This window comes from Nocardia sp. NPDC050175 (assembly GCF_044459885.1).
Classification (GTDB): domain Bacteria; phylum Actinomycetota; class Actinomycetes; order Mycobacteriales; family Mycobacteriaceae; genus Nocardia.
On the sequence record NZ_JBITJI010000005.1, the window covers coordinates 557,277 to 575,637 of the forward strand.

Here is an 18,361-nt window from a genome sequence, read left to right on the forward strand (position 1 = left end):
GCTACGGCGATCGGTCGCCGCTTCCGCGATGGGCAATGCCACCGAATGGTTCGACTACGGGGTGTACGCCGCGACGGCCACCTACCTGACCGATGCCTTCTTCCCTGGGAATCTCGGCACGCTCGGCACCATGCTCGGCTTCGCGGTCTCGTTCCTGCTGCGCCCGCTCGGCGGCATGGTGTGGGGCCCGCTCGGCGACCGGATCGGCCGAAAAGCCGTGCTGGCCACCACGATTCTGCTGATGGCCGCGGCCACCGGCGCCATCGGCATCCTGCCAACGCACGCTCAGGTCGGCGTGCTCGCGCCGATCCTACTGATCTCGCTGCGCGTCGTGCAGGGCTTCTCGACCGGCGGTGAATACGGCGGCGCCGCAACCTATCTGGCCGAATGCGCGAGCGACAAGCGACGCGGTTTCCTCGGCAGCTTCCTCGAATTCGGCACGCTCGCAGGCTTTGTCGGCGGCTCCGCGACGGTGCTCGTCTGCCAGCTCGCGTTCGGCTCCGACGCGATGCACAGCTGGGGTTGGCGCATCCCGTTCCTGCTCGCCGTTCCGCTTGGTCTGGTCGGCTGGTACCTGCGTTCGAAACTCGACGAGAGCCCGGTGTTCAGCGAGGTCGCCGAGGAGGACAAGCAGCATCCGCCCGGCGGCCTGCGTGGCCTGCGCGAGCTGGTGACCACCTATCGGCGCGAGCTGCTCACCATGGCCGGGCTGGTCGTCGCCCTCAATGTCGTGAACTACACGCTGCTCACCTATCAGCCCACCTACCTGCAGAAGACCATCGGCATGGACGAGTCGACCGCCACCACCATGATGCTGATCGGCCAGACGGTGATGATGCTGGTGCTGCCGTTCTTCGGCCAGCTGTCCGACCGGGTGGGCCGCCGCCCGATGTGGCTGTTCTCGCTGGTCGGCCTCGGCCTGCTCGCCATCCCGATGTATTGGCTGATGGGCCAGGGCACCGGGTGGGCCATCACCGGCTTCATCGTGCTCGGCCTGCTGTACGTCCCGCAGTTGTCGACGATCAGTTCGACCTTCCCCGCGATCTTCCCGACGCAGGTCCGCTATGCGGGCTTCGCACTGGCCTACAACGTGTCCACCGCGGCCTTCGGCGGCACCGCTCCGCTGGTCAACGAGGCCGCGATCGAATGGACCGGCTGGTCGCTGTTCCCCGCCGCCTACATGGTCGGCGCGAGCCTCGTCGGCCTGGTCGCCTGGTGCTTCCTGCGCGAGACGGCGGGCACGTCGCTGCGCGGCACGGAGGTCCCCGACGCGGGCGACGACCTCTCGCTGGACTCATTGCTGCCCCACAAGGCCGCCGTAGCCCCATAACCGGCATTGCATGGACATGGCAGAGCGTCTTTGCCACGTCCGTGCCCTGCCAATTATTCGCGATTCACGGGTTTAATTTCGTTCGATTCGGGAACAGACCTCGCCCGGTAAATGGCCGGACTCGATTAATTCGAATTCCGGCCCGGTGGGTTGCCGGGGTCGTGATCGCAAGTGACTTGCCTGGCCTACCGGCGTCCTGCTCATTTCGAAGTAGCGGCACTAACGTGTGGAACGTTTGTACAGCATGTACCACTTCGAAACGAGAAGGGGCTACACATATGATTTGCAAGATCGGAGCCGCGGCCGCCGCAGGGCTGACCGCGACACTATTGCTAACCGGTGCCGCCGGAGCGAATACATTCCAGCCCGATCAATCGGTCGGTGGATTCACGGTGGTCAGCAAGCAAGACCCCGAGAAGTGCAAAGAGGAAGGCAAGAAGAAGAGCGAACCGGCCCCGGGCGGTGCGGCTCCGAGTGACCCCGCACCAGGCAGTGACCCATCCAGCCCCAACCCGGCTCCCGCGCAGAACGCACCTGAGCCGGCCGCAGGCATCCTGCCGAACACCGGCAGCGCGACCGGCAAGACCGGCGACGAAGGCGCCAAGAAGGCCGACCCGAAGACAAAGAAGTGCGAAGCCACCCCGGGCACGGGCGCTGATACGCCCAGCACAGGTGCGGATACCCCGAGCTCCGACGGCACCGGGAGTCCAAGCACCGGCGGCGCGGGCTCGCCGAGCACCGGCGGCGCGGAAGCCCCGAGCACCGGCGCAGGCACAGGTAACAGCACCGCCCCCGGAACAGGCGCAGGCACACCCGGCGCGGGCACGACCGCCCCGGGTAACGGCTTCACCACCACTCGCTGAGACTCACCCTGGTGCAGTCCTGCAACTGAACAGACGAGCTGTTCGGCGTCGTCGCCGTGGTTCCGCCCGGCGACGACGCGCACCGGTTTCAACTCCGCCTCAGCTGCGTCGAGTTCACCAAATCCAACAGTCGGGCCTTCTTACCGCCCGCTTCCGCGACTGTCCGCCGGAAATGGCGCTGAAACGCCTCGCCGACACGGACCAATTCCCCCACGTCACACCCATTTCATACCGACCAGTTTTGCTCATTGTGATGTGAGCCACTATCGTGTTGAACGTTTGATCAGCATGTACGGATGTACCACTTCGATACGAGAAGGGGCTACACATGAAAATCATGCTAGGAACCGCGGCCGCCGCTGGGCTGACCGCGTCACTCATATTCGCCGGTATCGCGGGGGCCGAAACCCCGCAGGCCGGCGGATTCACTTCGGTCAGCCAACCCCCATCGGGCGGTGCGGGTGGCGGCGGCCAGGTCAACCCGCAGGGCGGCGGCGCACAAGGCGGCGTCCAGACCCCCGGCGGCGCCGGACAAGGCGGCGGCCAGGTCAACCCACAGGGCGGCGGCGCACAAGGCGGCGTCCAGACCCCCGGCGGTGCCGGACAAGGCGGCGCCCAGGTCAACCCACAGGGCGGCGGCGCACAAGGCGGCCTCAACCTTCCCAAGATCCCAGGCGTGCCCCCGCTGAATCTCCCGGGCATGCCAGGACAGGGCGGAGGCGGCGCACCGCAGGGCGGCGCACCCGCACCGCAGGGCGGCGCACCGAGCATGCCGAGCTTCGGCGACCTGCCTCGCTTGGGCGGCTGAACACCCTGAGCGACGCAGCCAGTCCAGCCGGAGCGCAGCAGAGCCGCTTGCGCTCGAGCGATCCGGATTGGCCTTAGCCGCGGAATCGAAGCTGGTCGGCGTCGTCGCCGAATGTGCTGCTCGGCGACGACGCTCGGCCGTACTCCCGACCGATCCGATAGAGGACCATGACCGCCCCATCGGGCCGCGGGTAACTGTCGACGGCGTAAGCCCAGCAAGTCGGACGTTTTTGCGCATTCTGCCGAGCGACTAGCGGGTTGAGCGTTTGATGAAACTGCACTCATGTACCACTTCGAGACGAGAAGGGGCTACACATGAAGATCTTGCTAGGAACCGCGGCCGCCGCAGGGCTGACCGCGTCACTGCTGCTCACCGGCGTCGCCGCGGCGAACCAACCGGCACCGGCACCAGCGGCACCCGCACCCGCCGCGCCAGCCGCACCGGCACCGGCAGCACCGGCACCGGCGACACCGGGCGGGCAAGCAGCGCCTGCCGCACCGGCACCTGCCACCCCGGCCACGCCCGCAACCCCGGCCACACCTGCGAATCCGGCCACGCCCGCTAACCCGGCTAACCCAGCCAATCCGGCCAACCCCGCTAACCCGGCGACACCGAACGGCGGCGGCCTGACGGAAAACCTGGGCAGGCTGACGCAAAGCTTGAACGATCTGAACAACCTGCTGAAGCCGTCGGGTCCCCCGGCAGCCCCGCCCGCGGCCCCGCCCGCAGCTCCCCCGGCCGCGCCCTAGAGCTTCAGCGTCTGGTCGACCCGCGACGTAGGATCCTGCGATCCTGCGGCCCGGCCACAGCGAACTCCCGCATCTTTCCTCAGGAAAGGTTGCGGGAGTTCACTTTTGGGCGGTATTACAGCGGCGTCACGTAGGCGCCGGAGATGCCGCCGTCCACCAGGAACTGGGATGCCGTGATGAACGAGGCATCGTCACTGGCGAGAAACGCTACGGCGGCGGCGATTTCCTCGGGTTCGGCGAAGCGGCCGGTCGGGATGTGCACCAGACGACGCGCGGCCCGCTCCGGGTCCTTGGCGAACAGTTCCTGCAGCAATGGCGTGTTCACCGGTCCGGGGCAGAGTGCGTTGACCCGGATTCCATTGCGGGCGAACTGAACTCCGAGCTCGCGGCTCATCGCGAGCACGCCGCCCTTGGAGGCGGTGTAGGAGATCTGTGAGGTGGCGGCGCCCATGACCGCGACGAACGAGGCGGTGTTGATGACCGACCCCTTGCCGCGTTCCAGCATGTGCCCGATGGCGTACTTGCTGCACAGGTAGACCGAGGTCAGGTTGACCTCCTGAACCCGTTTCCAGGCGTCGAGGCCGGTGGTGAGGATCGAATCGTCTTCCGGCGGTGAGATTCCCGCGTTGTTGAAGGCGATGTCGAGACCACCGTAGGTATCGACCGCGGTCTGGAACAGTGCTTGGACCTGTGCCTCATCGGTCACATCGACCTTGACGTACAAGCCGCCGACCTCGGCGGCCGCCGCCTCACCGGTGGTGGCGTCGATGTCGGCGACGACGACCTTCGCCCCCTCGGCGGCGAAGCGGCGGACCGTGGCGAGGCCGATGCCGCTCCCGCCGCCGGTAACAACGGCGACTCGATCCTGTAAGCGCTGCAAGGCATCTCCTGTCGGGTATGGGGTTTGGTTCACTGAGTGGCGATGAAGACGTTCTTGGTTTCGGTGAACGCGAGCGCGGCGTCGGGGCCGAGCTCACGGCCGAGCCCGGACTGCTTGAAGCCGCCGAACGGCGTCCAATACCGCACGGAGGAGTGTGAATTCACCGACAGGTTGCCTGCCTCGACGGCGCGGGAAACCCGCAGCGCGCGGCCGACATCGTTGGTCCAGATCGAGCCGGACAGCCCGTACTCGGTGTCGTTGGCGATCCGGATGGCGTCGGCCTCGTCCTCGAACGGGAGCACCGCGACCACCGGGCCGAACACCTCCTCGGTCAACACCCGATCGGTCGGCGAGTCCGGCAGCACAACCGTTGGCGGATACCAGAATCCGGGCCCGTCCGGCCGCTCACCGATGAACGCGACCTTCGTCGACGGCTCGATGAACGCGGCGACTCGCTCGCGGTGAGCGGCGGAGATCAGCGGCCCCATCTCGGTGGACTCGTGCGCCGGATCGCCGACCTTCACCCCGCGAACCGCAGGTTCCAGCAGCTCGAGGAACTTGTCGAAGACACTGCGCTGCACCAGAATCCGCGACCGAGCACAGCAATCCTGCCCGGCATTGTCGAACACGCCGTACGGCGCGGTGGCCGCCGCCCGCTCCAGATCCGAATCGGCGAACACGATATTCGCGCTCTTGCCGCCGAGTTCGAGCGTCACCCGCTTCACCTGCTGCGCGCAGCCGGCCATGATCTGCGTGCCGACCTCGGTCGAACCGGTGAACACCACCTTGCGCACCGCGGGATGGGTGACGAACCGGTGCCCGACCACGGAACCCTTACCCGGCAGAACCTGGAAAACATGCTCCGGCAAGCCTGCTTCGAGCGCCAGCTCACCCAGGCGAATCGCGGTCAACGGCGTCAGTTCGGCGGGCTTGAGCACCACGGTGTTCCCCGCCGCCAGCGCGGGCGCGAATCCCCACGCCGCGATCGGCATCGGGAAGTTCCACGGCACGATGATCCCGACGACACCGAGCGGCTCGTGGAAGGTGATGTCCACCCCGCCCGCGACCGGAATCTGGTTGCCCAGCAACCGTTCCGGGATGCCGGCCGCATAGTGCAGCAGGTCGCGGGCATTGCCCGCCTCCCAGCGCGCGTTGCCGATGGTGTGCCCGGAGTTGGCGACCTCCAGCTGGGCCAGCTCTTCCAGATGCGCGTCGACGACGTCCCCGAACCGGCGCAACAACCTGGCCCGATCCCCCGGCGCCACCTCGCGCCAGGTGACCGCCGCCCGCTGGGCCCGCTCGATCGCGGCGTCGGTCTCGGCCACGCCGACCAGTTCGACCCGCGCCACGACCTGCTCGGTCGCCGGGTTGACCACCTGCGCTGTCGTCACGAATTCCGCTCCCTTCGATAGTCTTCGGCCGCCGCGACCAGTGCCCTGATCAACCGGCGGTCGACCGCATCCACCTCGGGATGCCATTGCACGCCGACGAGAAACGGGCCGTCCGCCGTTTCCGCCGCCTCGATGGTGCCGTCCGCCGCGTGCGCGGTCGCCACCAACTCCGCGGCGAGCACGTCGATCGCCTGATGATGGTGACAGTTGGCCTTCACCTGCGGACCCGCGATCGCGGCGACCTTGCTCCCGGCCACCGTCACCGCCTCGGTCGCGGTGAACCCGCCGACGGTGCCCGAATGCTCGGCATGCCCGACGACGTCCGGCAGATGTTGCAGCAGCGTCCCGCCCAGGGCGACGTTCACTACCTGCAAGCCGCGGCACACCGCGAGGACCGGCAGTTCCGCCGCGCGCGCCAGCGTGAACAGCTCGAACTCGGACTCGTCCCGATCGGGCCGGGTGTAGGTCTGCTCGTGCTCCTGCGCGCCGTAGCGCGACGGCGACACGTCCGCGCCGCCGGTCAGCACCAACCCGTCCAGCCGCGCCACCAGCTCCGGCCGGGCCACCCCGACCGGCGGCAGCAGCACCGGAATGCCGCCCGCCTCGACCACCATCTGGACATAGCTGGCGGGCAGCACGGCACTGTCGACATGCCACGAGCCGAAACGGGCAGGCTCCAGGTAGGTCGGCAGGCCGATCACGGGACGCGGCCCGGTGTGCACAACTCCAGCGGGGACAGCCTCAGAGTCGTTCGAATCCACGAATTCGCTCCCAGTCGGTGACGGCCGCGTCGAAGGCGTCCAGTTCGACCTTCGCCGCGTTGCGGTAGTGCTCCACTACATCATCACCGAACGCGGTCCGCGCCACCTTGCTGTCCCCGAAGAGCTGCGCGGCCTCGCGCAGCGTGCGCGGCACCCGCGGCCGCTCCGATCGATAGGCATTGCCGTTGAACTCCGGCTCCAGCGGCAGCCGATGCTCGATGCCGTGCAGCCCGGCCGCGATGGCGGCGGCCACGGCGAGATAGGGGTTCACGTCGCCGCCGGGCACCCGGTTCTCCAGCCGCAGCGACTGCCCGTGCCCGACCACGCGCAGCGCGCAGGTCCGGTTGTCCCGGCCCCAGGCGACGGCGGTCGGCGCGAAGCTGCCCGGTACGAATCGCTTGTAGGAGTTGATGTTCGGCGCGAGCAGATAGGTGAACTCGCGCAGGCAGTCCAGCTGGCCCGCGACGAAATGCCGCATCAGCGGCGAGAATCCGTTGGCCTCGTCGCCGGCCAGCACGGCCTCGCCGGATTCACCGCGCAGGCTGATATGAATGTGGCACGAGTTGCCCTCGCGCTCATTGTATTTCGCCATGAAGGACAGACTGCGCCCCTCCTGGGCGGCGATTTCCTTCGCGCCGGTCTTGTAGATGCTGTGGTTGTCGCAGGTGGTCAGCGCCTCGTCGAAGCGGAAGGTGATCTCGTGCTGACCGGGGTTGCACTCCCCCTTGGCCGACTCGACATACATTCCCGCGCCGTCCATTTCGGTGCGGATGCGGCGCAGCAGCGGTTCGATGCGCCCGGTGCCGAGCAGCGAGTAGTCGACGTTGTACTGATTGGCCGGGCGCAGATCGCGATAGCCCGCGGTCCACGCCGCCTCGTAACTGTCGTCGAACACCAGGAATTCGAGTTCGGTCCCGACGAACGCGCGCAGCCCGCGCTCGGCCAGCCGGTCCAGTTGTGCGCGCAGCACCTGCCGCGGCGACACCCCGACGGGCTCGCCCTCCGGCGATACCTTCTCGACATCGCACAGCACCAGCGCGGTGCCCGGCCACCACGGCACCTGCCGCAGCGTGGTCAGGTCCGGCCGGAGCACGAAGTCCCCGTAACCGGTGTCCCACGACGAGATCGCATACCCGTCGACCGTCGCCATGTCCACGTCGACGGCGAGCAGATAGTTGCACGCCTCGGTCGCGTGCCGCACCACCTCGTCCAGGAAATACTGTGCCGCGCAACGCTTTCCCTGCAACCGACCCTGCATGTCGGTCATCGCGACCAACACCGTATCGATCTCCCCGACCGCGACCAGTTCCCGCAACCGCGCCAGACTCAACATCCCGCTACGCATCCACAGCCCCTCTCGGCACCAATCGTGCCCACGCTAGAGCAAAACCCGGACATTCGTGATCGGACACACAAACTTCAGCGCGGACAGTCCGGGATGGACTCATCGGCCCGGGCTTCAACGGTCGACACGTTCTGCGCTCCATCCGCCGCAGCGGAGATCGGGCACAGCTGGAAGACCTGCGGACCTCGACCGGTGCGGCTACTGCCGTTGTCGAAGATGATCGGTCCGCCCGCCCTTGGCACCGTCGTGCCCGCCGCGGAGAAGCCGCTGACGGTCGCGTTCACCTGGATGCGCTTCAGTGGCGTGGTGGCGGCCAGGCTGCGCAGGCCGTATCGATGGCAGGTCAGGGCTTACTCACGCCAAATAGACGGATTCGGCTCTGGGACAACATAATTGGTGGCACGAGGCAAAACGGGCGCCGGTGTCCCGTACAGGCAAACCAACCGGCCCCGACCATATGGCGCCCGACCACCACCATCGGTGGCACACGAATGGGCCCGCAGCCGCCTCCAGTGAGTTAGGTTCGCAGCCATGGGTGGGCGATTTGCGGTCGTAATCGGATCGGAATGCGATGCGCTGCCAACATTGGACTTCCCTGAACAACTTGCGGGTGAGCTGTATTCGAGTCTTTGTGAGCTCGGCGGGTGGGAGCCCGCGACGAAACGTGACGGGCCGATTCTGAACCCAACTGTCGCCGAGTTGCAGGCAGCTGTCGATGAGGCCTTCGCCACCGCATCCGAGGAGCAAGCCACCTTGTTGCTCAGCTTCGTCGGGCACGGCAGGGCGACCGGTGCTGCCGACTTCTACCTGCTCGTCTCCGACTCGCCGGAACGTCCGAATTCACGAAACGCCTTTCACCTACCGCAGGAGATCCGCGAACGTTTGGACAACGCAAAGTTGGACGGCTTGATCGTGCTGGTCGATGCCTGTGAGACGGAGCAGAGTGTGGTGGGCGCCGCCAGCCGCTGGCCAGACAAGGTCGACCTCGCCGCCGGGCGGATGGAACTCCTTGTGGCCACTGGTGACGGACCCGCCTATAGCGGCTGCTTCACGCGGTCGTTAGTCAATATTTTCTTCCACGGCCTGCCAATGAGCGGCGAGAATTTGCTGCCGTCAGACCTTCGCGCGCCGATCGCACAAAGGTGCCGCCGGCAAGAGCCGCAACACTTGAGCTTGGCGTATGGCGGGGACCCTGGTCTTTGGCTCGTACCCAACGCCGCTCGCCGAGACGATGCCGTAGCAGGGCGGCCAGCGGCCGGTCTTGTCGACCAGTTGACCAGGCGCCTGGTGATGACCGACACGTTACGCCACCGATTGGCCCAGGTCGTGGACGCGGGAAATCAACGCCTCCGCGTGGTAGTCGGGCCAGCAGGCGCTGGCAAATCAACCTTGATGGCGATGCTGATTCGTCCACGCCTGGCGGACAACTTGACAGATCTGTCTGCCAAATACATCACTGCGGCGATTTTCCTCGATGTGACGAGTTCCATGGAGTCCTTCGCCGATGAGGTATCGACTCAGTTGCGCCAGCGAGTAACCGACTTCCCGGCAGCCGCTCAACTCGTCGAACACCAGTCGGACAGTAGCGGAGCCAAGCAGAACCGTTTTGGTTTGACGGTGCTCGAGCCACTCGCTCGAATCGGCAAGCCTGGACTGCGCCTCCACATCGTGATCGATGGCCTCGACCAGCCTGAAGAGGGGACCAGGAAGCTAATCTGCGCAGCAATCGCTGAACTGACTCGTCGTGACGACCTAGCCCATGTTCGATTGATCGTCGGTATCAGGGAAGGAGCCGGAGTTGAACGCTCTGCAGAGCTCAGCCACATGGCCCGGATCGACCTGCAGGCGCCGACGCCCCGCGACATCGCCGAGGTTGTCTCGACCCGACGCGGTAGCGCCCAGCCGAACAGCTGGATCGGTTGGATTCACAATGTCATGGCGGAACTCATCGAGCGGTCACCAGAAGGCGGTTGGCTTCTCCCTCGTCTTTTGGTGGAGCTGGACCTACACCAAGCCCCCAGCTCGTGGCTGTATGGGCAAACAAGTTTCGATGGAGTCGTCATCGCCCGAGTCCGTGCCGCCACGCAGACGGCGGCACCACCAAAAGACCCGACCGTCGCCGAGATAATCGCAATCCTCGTCGCCGCAGGAGCGGGTCCGGTTCTTCCCGTCGAGTTGCTTCGAGCCGCGCTTACGTTTCGTGCTGTCATATTGAGTCCGAAACAGATTCGTGATGTGACGGTGGCCTTGGGCGCCCTGATAAGTCGAGGCCATGCTGGCAAACCGCAAGAGATGCTCGGTATCGCCCACAACGCTCTACTTCGCCCGCTGGAGTCGTGGATCAACCAGAATCATACGACCGCCGGCATCGCCCATCGCGCGCTTGCTGCAGCAATAGAAGTCGGCACCAGTACGCAAGCTGTCGAATACGCTCGCAAGTCGGCGCCTCGTCATTACCTCGCCAACGGCGACTCTGCAGCCGCATTCCAGTTCCTCGAACGTATGGAGACCCCGAGGGCCGCTGACAATCGCGACCAATGGGCGGCCTGGCTCCCCGCGTTCGTTGAAACCATCGGATCAATCCATCGACAGACGATGGCCGTTCGGCACAAGATCGCATCGTGGCGGACCGAAAGTGGCGAACTCAACAGGGCCGCTTCCGAACTCGAGCAGCTCGCGAACGAGCAGCAGACCATCCTTGGCGCCGATGACATCGACACCCTTCGCACCCGTTACAGTTTGGCTGAATGCCACGGGATCAAAGGCAACTTGTCTGACGCGATCCTCGAACTCAAGCAACTGATCAACGACCAAACTCGCATATTGGGTCCGGATCATCCAGACTGTATGCACAGCCGCCGCAACCTCATGCGCTTCGTCGGTATCCAGGGAAATCTCGTGCAAGCTGTGACGGAACTCGAGAGCTTGCTCGTGGATCAACAGGAAATTCTGGGCATACACCATCGCCTTACACTGCAGACGCGAAACACCCTTGCGATCTACCGCGCGCAGGTCGGCGACTTCTACCAGGCCATTGCGGAGCTCGAGCAGCTACTCGTAGAGCAGATTCAAATCCTCGGATCTGACCATCTCGACGCCCTTGTCACCCGCCACAATCTCGCAAGGTATCGGGCACAATCCGGCGACTTCGACCGCGCCATAATCGAATTCGAACAATTACTCATCGATCAGAAACGAATCATCGGGCCTGACCATCCACGAACACTCCGCACTCGGAATAATCTCGCCTACTGGCGCGGCGAAAGTGGCGATCTCGCACTCGCAATCACTGAACTCGGCAGCCTGCTGACAGACCGCCTTCGCGTCCTTGGTCCCGATCACCTGGATACTCTCATCACTCGCCACAATCTTCTCAGATGCCGTGCCCTGGCGGGCGACACGGGGCGGGTCATCGAGGAGTTCGAACTGCTTCTCGCGGATCAGCAACGCCTACTCGGGCCGGACCATCCGCATTCACTACGCACCCGTAACAGCATCGCCCGTTGGAGCGGGGAGGTCGGCGACTTCGCAAGAGCTGTAGCGCAATACGACAGTCTACTTCGTGATCAGCTCCGCATCCTCGGGCCGGATCATCCCTCTACGCGGCTGACCCGAGCCAGCATTGCCCACTGGCGTGAAGAAGCTCGCGGCACGTCACAGCCACGCACACCCGATCGAGACAAACTATTGTGAAACTTTGCTGGCCGGATCATCAAGACGTTGTATCCCAGCCGGTTCTCGCAATAGCCGAATCGGGCGGGCGAACAGCATTCGGGTGAGGAGGCGGGCGAAGTCGAGGTGGCCTGCCATGGCGCGGCGCGAGAAGGCCAGTGACCAGGCGGTTTCGGTGGTCGCGGCGGGTAGTTCGCGGGCGGCGAGGCGGTCGGCGAGCCAGTCGATCATCACCGGGAGGGCGATGTATTGCAGTAGGAGGTGGGTGCTCAGGCGGTCGCGGAGGTAGCGGACGTGGGTGCCTGCCGCGGTGTAGCGGGCTACCTGGGCGTCGACGTCGGTGACGGCGATGACCTCGTCGTAGACACCCTGCAGGATGAGCATCGGCATGGTCGGGGTGCGGCGGCCGGGCTGGATGTCGCCGAGGACGCGCTGGAGTTCCGGTGCTTCCAGGAGGGCGGTGAGGCCGCCGCGGCAATGCTTGTCGATGTCGCGGCGGGCGAAGCGGTACAGCAGCGGAATGGTCGCGGTGGTCTCGGTTTCCGCGAGCCAGGCGAGGTAGCGCGCGTCCAGGTGGGTGCGCAGGAGCAGGTCGAGGTCGGGATAGGCGCGGCGCAGGCCCGCGGTGAAGACGGCGGCGAATCCGGCGAACAGTGAGCCGTTGAGGCGGATGAAGGCGGCGGCGGGGTCGCCGACGGGCGAGGCGGCGACGGCGCCGACGAGGTCGAGTTCCGGCGCGTATTCGGTCGCCAGTTCCGCAGCCCATGCGGTGGCAAGGCCGCCGCCCGAATAGCCCCACAGCGCAACGGGTGTCGACGCAGTGAGGCCGAGCGGCTCGAACGCCAGGCTCGCCCGGATCGCGTCCAGCGCACGGTGTCCTGGTTCGCGCGCCACCCCGAACCGGCCTGTGGTTCCGCCGTGGTCGGGCACCGATACCGCCCAGCCGCGGGCCAGCGCGCTGGCGATGAGTGGCAGCTCCAGTTGCGGAATCGAGCCCGCCGCCCGCGCGCCGCGCCGAAGGGCGTAGGAGGGAAGGCATTTCGAGGCGACGGCGTCGATCGCGCATTGAAACGAGACGAGCGGCCGCGGTTCCGCGGGGTCGGCGCCCCACGGCAACAGCACGGTGGTGACCGCGACCTCGGGGACGTTGTCCAGATCGCAGGTCCGGTAGAGCAGCTGCCAGGCGGAAATCCGCTGCGGCACAAGGCCGAACAGCGCGATCTCGATCTCTCGGGTGCGGACGATGGCGCCGGGCGGCAGTTGGCCGAGCATGGGCGGAGGTGCGTAGAACGGATCCGCTTCGGGCAGCAGCGGATAGGTGGAGCGCGGCTCGATCAGGGGGCCGATGACGCCTAGCGCGGGGTCGGCACTCATGTTGTTCATCCTCTCGATGGCGTCCGGCATCGTCGCGCCGTCGGTGTATGCCCACGTTCAAGCTAGCGAACTAGCCGGTGGGAAAAGAATTGGCGTGGAAGACAATTCGTGCGCAGATATTTCTTCATCGCAGCACTCGGCGACTGCCGTCGCCGCGCGCACGCCAGGTACGGGCAAACCGCTGTCACTGCACGCCGGAGAGCAGAATCCGCACGGGAAGTTGTTGTCCGAGACAAAGTTCCGGCCGATGCATGGGTTATCTTGCCGCCAAACCTGTCGTTGGAAACAATCGATGCATGTCCCTCGCCCTTTCCCCGCCGACCGGCAACGCGTCCCTGGTCACCCGGCTGCTCACCCGCTGGCCGCAGATCGCCGAACGCATGCTCGCCGCGGGGCTCGGCGCCACCCCACCCGCCGCGGATCTGCCCGAGGGCCACTTCACCGCCGAGGTGCTGCCCGCGATCTACGCCTGCGGCCGGGCCGTTCTGCACGCCATCGGCGAGCAGCGGCCGTTCACCCGGGCGGAGGTCGCGGCCTTCGTCGTTCCGGTGGCGCAACGGCATGCGGAGGACCGGATTCCGCTGCCGCTGCTGTTCGAGGCCATCCACGGCTCCGCGCAATCGGTGCTGCAGGAGGCGGTGGCGCTGGCCACGACGGCGGAGATGCACGATCTCACTGTTATCGGTGGCCGACTGCTCGACTTACTGATGCATATCAACATCACCGTCGTCGAGACCTACACCGAGGTCGAACAATCGATCTACCACGCCGAGCGCGAGGCCCGGCGGGCCCTGTGCGCCGCGCTGCTCGGCGGGTTACCCGCCGAAGAGCTTGCCGCGCGGGCCGATACCGCGCTGGCCGAGCGATACACCGTGCTGGCCATCCATATTCGGCACGACGAGCAGCCCAGCACCGTCGACACCCTGATCAGCAGGCGGCGGATCAGAATCCTGCAGCGGGCGCTGGACGGTCTCACCGGCACCACCGCGCTGGCCACCTTCGACGGCTCGACCGGAATCGCGTTGCTGCCCAACGCATCCGAAGCAGACCTCGCCGAGCAGCGCTACGAGCACCTGGCCGCGGAGCTCGCCGAGCAGTTCGGTGTCGCGGTGTTCGTGGCCGAATATCGTTCGGTCGCCAGGGAATCCGTGCCGGAGGCGGCGCGCGAGGCGACCGATCTCGCCGAACTGGCCCGGCTGCTCGGCAAACCGCCGGGCATCTATCGCCTCGACGATCTATTGCTGGAACACCAGCTAACCAGGCCGGGTCCTGCGCGGGAGCGACTGGTGCAGCGGATCGCGCCGATCCTGTCCAGCCCACATTTGATCGATGCGTTGGACGCGCACCTGCGCCACGGGTCCGACCGCAAGGCCGCAGCCGCGGAGATTCACGTCCATCCCAATACGTTCAGCTATCGCCTGCGCCGCATCGCGGAACTCACCGGCATCGATCCGACCGAACCATCCGACTCCCGGCTGCTCGCGGCGGCGTTGACGATCCAGCGCCTGTGCCCGGCGGCCGACGCGCAGCCGCCGGGTCACGGGGTCGATTAAATGACGTGCCAGGCCTGCAACAGGTAGGTGATGTTGGCGGCAATGGACGTCACGACGTTCGCGAGATTCAACGCTGACGAACCCAGATCGATAAGCGGCACCGAAATTCCTCCATCAGATGGGACTGCGAAATCCCCTCCAATGTAATGATCGCGAGCGGTGTCCGGGCTGTTGGATCAACGGAATCGGCATCACATGATTCGTAGCTACGTCGCGAAATGATATGCCGGACAGGGTTTTCAGTGTCCGCCGAAGAACTCGGCCAATAGATCGGACCGTGGCCGTTGTGAGACAGTTCACCGGAAATTCCGCCACAGCAACCACAGCAGGCCCATACCGGAGGAATCGGTCGCGGTACGCCAGGCACGAGGGTCGGCGTCGGCCGGGCCGCGTAGCAGAGACGAGCCGGGCGGTCGCGCCACGCCGCCCACGTTTGCCCCTTGCTTTCCGCAGATGCGGCAATAAACTACGGATCGTGTCAGATTTGCGGATCAGTGAGGTGGCGGTGCTCGCGGGCGTCAGCGACGACACCGTGCGACGGTGGATCGATCAGGGCAAGCTCACCGCGATCCAGCTCGGCAACGGACGCAAGGGCGTGCGCGGCCGGGAACTGGCCGAATTCCTGCAGGCCACCGCGGAGACCCCGCAGCCGGGCGTCACCGTGGCGGCGTCCGCCCGCAATCGGATGCGCGGCATCGTCACGCGGGTAGTCAAGGACACGGTGATGGCGCAGGTCGAGATGCAGGCCGGACCGTTCCGGCTGGTCTCGCTGCTGAGCCGGGAGTCGGTCGACGAGCTCGGGCTAGAGGTCGGCAGCGTCGCGGTGGCATCGGTCAAGTCGACACATGTCGTAGTCGAAATTCCAGAAAGTTGATGAGGTCGAAAATGATTCGTTCGCTGAGCGTCGCCGCCGTTGCCGGTGTGGCCGCGCTGACCCTGGTCGGCTGCGGCTCCGACGACAAGGCGGCGCCCGCGGCCACCGACAAGGTCGGCGGCACCGTCACCGTGTTCGCGGCGGCCTCGCTGACCGAGACCTTCACCGAGCTCGGCAAGCAGTTCGAGGCCGCGCACCCCGGCGTCAAGGTGGTCTACAGCTTCGGTGCCAGTTCCGCGCTGGCCGAGCAGATCAACCAGGGCGCCCCGGCCGACGTCTTCGCCTCGGCGGCCCCGAAGAACATGCAGCAGGTGCAGGACAAGGGCGAGGTGACCGGCGCGCCGTTCACCTTCGTGCGCAACCGGCTGGAGATCGCGGTGCCCAAGGGCAACCCCGGCCACATCACCGGCCTGGCCGACTTCGGCAAGACCGAGCCGAAGATCGCGCTGTGCGCCGAGCAGGTGCCGTGCGGTGCCGCCGCCAAGACGGTGTTCGACGTCGCCGGCGTCAACCCGCAGCCCGACACCCGCGAGGCCGACGTGAAGGCGGTGCTGACGAAGGTCAAGCTCGGCGAGGTCGATGCGGCGCTGGTGTACCGGACCGACGTGCTGTCCGCGGGTGCGCAGGTGGAGGGCATCGACTTCCCCGAGGCGTCCAAAGCGATCAACGACTACCCGGTCGCGCCGCTCGCGCACGCGCCGAATTCGGCTGCGGCCGCAGCGTTCGTCGACTTCATGAAGTCCGATCAGGCGAAGACGGTGTTCGCCAAGGCGGGATTCGACGCCCCGTGATGCGGGTGCCGCGGCGACGGGCAGCCCAGGGACGGCGACCGCTCGTTCTGGTGCTGCCCGCGCTGTGCGCACTGGCGTTTCTGCTCGTTCCGCTGGTAGGGCTGCTATGGCGGGCGCCGTGGCGCGGTCTGCCGAGTCGGCTGTTCAACGCCGAAGTCGGTCAGGCCCTGCGACTTTCGCTGCAATGCGCGAGCCTGGCGACGCTGCTCTGCCTGGTGTTCGGGGTGCCGTTGGCGTGGCTGCTCGCGCGCGGCGAGGTGCCGGGACGCGGGGTGCTGCGGGCGCTGGTCACCGTGCCGCTGGTGCTGCCGCCCGTTGTGGGCGGTGTCGCGCTGCTGCTCGTGCTCGGCAGGCGTGGGCTGTTCGGGCGTTATCTGTACGAATGGTTCGGTGTCTCACTGCCTTTCACGACTGCAGGCGTTGTTGTCGCGGAAGCGTTTGTGGCGATGCCGTTTCTGGTGATCTCGGTGGAAGGCGCACTGCGGGCGGCGGATCCGCGTTTCGAGGAGGCAGCGGCCACGCTGGGCGCGTCGCGGTGGCTGACCTTCCGGCGGGTGACGCTGCCGTCGGTGCTGCCCGGTGTCGTCGCGGGCGGGGTGCTGTGCTGGGCGCGGGCGCTCGGCGAGTTCGGCGCCACCATCACGTTCGCGGGCAACTTTCCCGGGAAGACCACCACCATGCCGCTTGCGGTCTATCTGGCGCTGGAAGCTGATCCGGAGGACGCGATCGTGCTCAGCCTGGTGCTGCTCACGGTGTCGGTCGCCGTGCTCGTCGCGTTGCGCGAGCGGTGGATTCGAGGCGCGGTATGACCGTGCACGCCGAATTGCGGGTCACCCGAGGGCAATTCGAGCTCGACCTGCAATTGTCCGTGGCACCGGGTGAAGTCGTTGCCCTGCTCGGCCCCAACGGGGCGGGCAAGACCACCGCGCTGCGGACGCTGGCCGGGCTCACGCCGCTGACCGACGGCGTGCTGCGGATCGGCGAAAAGACTTGGGACGCACCGCCGAAGGTGTTCGTGCCCGCCGAGCGGCGCGAGGTCGGCGTCGTCTTCCAGGACTACCTGCTGTTCGGCCACCTGAGCGCGCTGGACAATGTCGCGTTCGGCCTGCGCGCTCGCGGCCAACGCCGCACTGCCGCCCGCGCCCGTGCCGCCGAGTGGCTGGACCGCGTCGGCCTCGCCGAGCACCAGCACGCCAAACCACGGGCCCTATCCGGCGGGCAGGCCCAACGCGTCGCCCTCGCCCGCGCCCTCGCCACCGACCCCGCGCTGCTGCTGCTCGACGAGCCCCTGGCCGCCCTCGACGCGAGCACCCGGCTGCGCGTGCGCTCCGACCTCGCCCATCACCTCGCCGACTACTCCGGCCACACCGTGCTGGTCACCCACGACCCGCTCGACGCCATGGTGCTGGCCGACCGCCTCGTCATCCTCGAAAACGGCGTCGTCGTCCAGGAAGGTTCCCCGAGCGAAGTAGCGCACCGCCCCCGCTCCGACTACGTCGCAAACCTGGTGGGCCTCAACCTCTATCGCGGCACCGCCAACGGCACCACCGTCGAACTCGACACCGGCGGCACCCTCACCGCCGCCGAACCAGGCACCGGCGCCGTACACATCGCCTTCGCCCCCACCGCCGTCAGCCTGCACCCCGACCGCCCCACCGGCAGCCAACGCAACACCTGGCCCGTCACCATCACCGACATCGAACAACACGCACACACCATCCGCCTCCGCCTCGACGGCACCCCACCCGTCCTCGCCGACGTCACCCCCGCCACCGTCGCCGACCTCCGCCTCCGCCCCGGCCGCCAACTCTGGGCCGCAGTGAAAGCCACCGAAACACATACATATCCTGCGTAATCCGCAGTCTGGTGCAAAACCACCAGCACATACCTCGGATGCCGAAATAAACTGTGTGCCAAGCTAATCGGCGTGTCACAGCCGACACGACCTGAGCCACAAAAACCTGTCGGTG

The 18,361-nt window shown here is 66.6% G+C and carries 16 protein-coding genes; 10 read left to right on the top strand and 6 right to left on the bottom strand.

Going from position 1 to position 18,361, the window contains the following annotated elements; translation table 11 throughout:
- Positions 1-28: 28 nt before the first annotated feature.
- The 4 genes from ACIBK2_RS20360 (at position 29) to ACIBK2_RS20375 (ending at position 3,750) form a co-directional block, all read left to right on the top strand.
- Positions 29-1,330: an MFS transporter gene (locus ACIBK2_RS20360; protein WP_396969234.1), complete on the top strand. Its 1,302-nt coding sequence runs from the start codon at positions 29-31 to the stop codon at positions 1,328-1,330.
- Between the two features lie 392 nt (positions 1,331-1,722).
- On the top strand, positions 1,723-2,193 hold the full coding sequence (locus ACIBK2_RS20365) for a hypothetical protein (RefSeq protein WP_396969070.1): 471 nt from the start codon (positions 1,723-1,725) through the stop codon (positions 2,191-2,193).
- A 328-nt stretch (positions 2,194-2,521) separates the two neighbouring features.
- Positions 2,522-3,001, top strand: coding sequence for a hypothetical protein (locus tag ACIBK2_RS20370; protein WP_396969071.1), 480 nt, complete (start codon positions 2,522-2,524; stop codon positions 2,999-3,001).
- Between the two features lie 314 nt (positions 3,002-3,315).
- Positions 3,316-3,750, top strand: coding sequence for a hypothetical protein (locus ACIBK2_RS20375; protein WP_396969072.1), 435 nt, complete (start codon positions 3,316-3,318; stop codon positions 3,748-3,750).
- A gap of 115 nt (positions 3,751-3,865) precedes the next feature.
- Here ACIBK2_RS20375 and ACIBK2_RS20380 read toward each other — a convergent pair whose 3' ends face one another.
- The 5 genes from ACIBK2_RS20380 to ACIBK2_RS20400 form a co-directional block, all read right to left on the bottom strand.
- Complete coding sequence (locus ACIBK2_RS20380; protein ID WP_379288093.1) at positions 3,866-4,663, bottom strand: 3-oxoacyl-ACP reductase; 798 nt, start codon at positions 4,661-4,663, stop codon at positions 3,866-3,868.
- Positions 4,660-6,021, bottom strand: coding sequence for an aldehyde dehydrogenase family protein (locus ACIBK2_RS20385; RefSeq protein WP_396969073.1), 1,362 nt, complete (start codon positions 6,019-6,021; stop codon positions 4,660-4,662). The genes ACIBK2_RS20380 and ACIBK2_RS20385 overlap by 4 nt, the downstream gene beginning before the upstream one ends.
- Positions 6,018-6,782, bottom strand: a complete 765-nt coding sequence (locus ACIBK2_RS20390) for a gamma-glutamyl-gamma-aminobutyrate hydrolase family protein (protein ID WP_396969074.1) — start codon at positions 6,780-6,782, stop codon at positions 6,018-6,020. The genes ACIBK2_RS20385 and ACIBK2_RS20390 overlap by 4 nt, the downstream gene beginning before the upstream one ends.
- Positions 6,763-8,127, bottom strand: a complete 1,365-nt coding sequence (locus tag ACIBK2_RS20395; protein ID WP_396969075.1) for a glutamine synthetase family protein — start codon at positions 8,125-8,127, stop codon at positions 6,763-6,765. The genes ACIBK2_RS20390 and ACIBK2_RS20395 overlap by 20 nt, the downstream gene beginning before the upstream one ends.
- 74 nt (positions 8,128-8,201) lie before the next feature.
- A complete protein-coding gene (locus ACIBK2_RS20400) occupies positions 8,202-8,411 on the bottom strand; it encodes a hypothetical protein (protein ID WP_396969076.1) in 210 nt (69 codons plus the stop codon).
- Positions 8,412-8,658: 247 nt separating this feature from the next.
- Between ACIBK2_RS20400 and ACIBK2_RS20405 the strand changes: the two genes are divergently transcribed.
- The gene (locus ACIBK2_RS20405; RefSeq protein WP_396969077.1) at positions 8,659-11,820 is read left to right on the top strand and encodes a tetratricopeptide repeat protein; all 3,162 of its coding nucleotides are present in this window, start codon (positions 8,659-8,661) and stop codon (positions 11,818-11,820) included.
- Here the strand turns inward: ACIBK2_RS20405 and ACIBK2_RS20410 are convergent.
- The gene (locus ACIBK2_RS20410; protein ID WP_396969078.1) at positions 11,812-13,173 is read right to left on the bottom strand and encodes a lipase family protein; all 1,362 of its coding nucleotides are present in this window, start codon (positions 13,171-13,173) and stop codon (positions 11,812-11,814) included. The two genes, ACIBK2_RS20405 and ACIBK2_RS20410, sit on opposite strands and share 9 nt — an antisense overlap.
- A 296-nt stretch (positions 13,174-13,469) precedes the next feature.
- Here ACIBK2_RS20410 and ACIBK2_RS20415 point away from each other — a divergent pair, with 296 nt between their 5' ends.
- From ACIBK2_RS20415 to ACIBK2_RS20435, 5 genes are all read left to right on the top strand, one after another.
- Positions 13,470-14,726 (top strand): PucR family transcriptional regulator, encoded by a 1,257-nt coding sequence (locus tag ACIBK2_RS20415; protein WP_396969079.1) that lies wholly within the window; start codon positions 13,470-13,472, stop codon positions 14,724-14,726.
- Positions 14,727-15,201: 475 nt separating this feature from the next.
- The gene (locus ACIBK2_RS20420; RefSeq protein WP_357377790.1) at positions 15,202-15,600 is read left to right on the top strand and encodes a TOBE domain-containing protein; all 399 of its coding nucleotides are present in this window, start codon (positions 15,202-15,204) and stop codon (positions 15,598-15,600) included.
- A gap of 11 nt (positions 15,601-15,611) precedes the next feature.
- A complete protein-coding gene (modA, locus tag ACIBK2_RS20425) occupies positions 15,612-16,391 on the top strand; it encodes a molybdate ABC transporter substrate-binding protein (protein WP_396969080.1) in 780 nt (259 codons plus the stop codon).
- A complete protein-coding gene (gene modB / locus ACIBK2_RS20430; RefSeq protein ID WP_379288214.1) occupies positions 16,391-17,200 on the top strand; it encodes a molybdate ABC transporter permease subunit in 810 nt (269 codons plus the stop codon). Before modA ends, modB begins: the two co-directional genes overlap by 1 nt.
- On the top strand, positions 17,197-18,246 hold the full coding sequence (locus ACIBK2_RS20435) for an ABC transporter ATP-binding protein (RefSeq protein ID WP_396969081.1): 1,050 nt from the start codon (positions 17,197-17,199) through the stop codon (positions 18,244-18,246). The genes modB and ACIBK2_RS20435 overlap by 4 nt, the downstream gene beginning before the upstream one ends.
- The last annotated feature ends 115 nt before the right edge of the window (positions 18,247-18,361 follow it).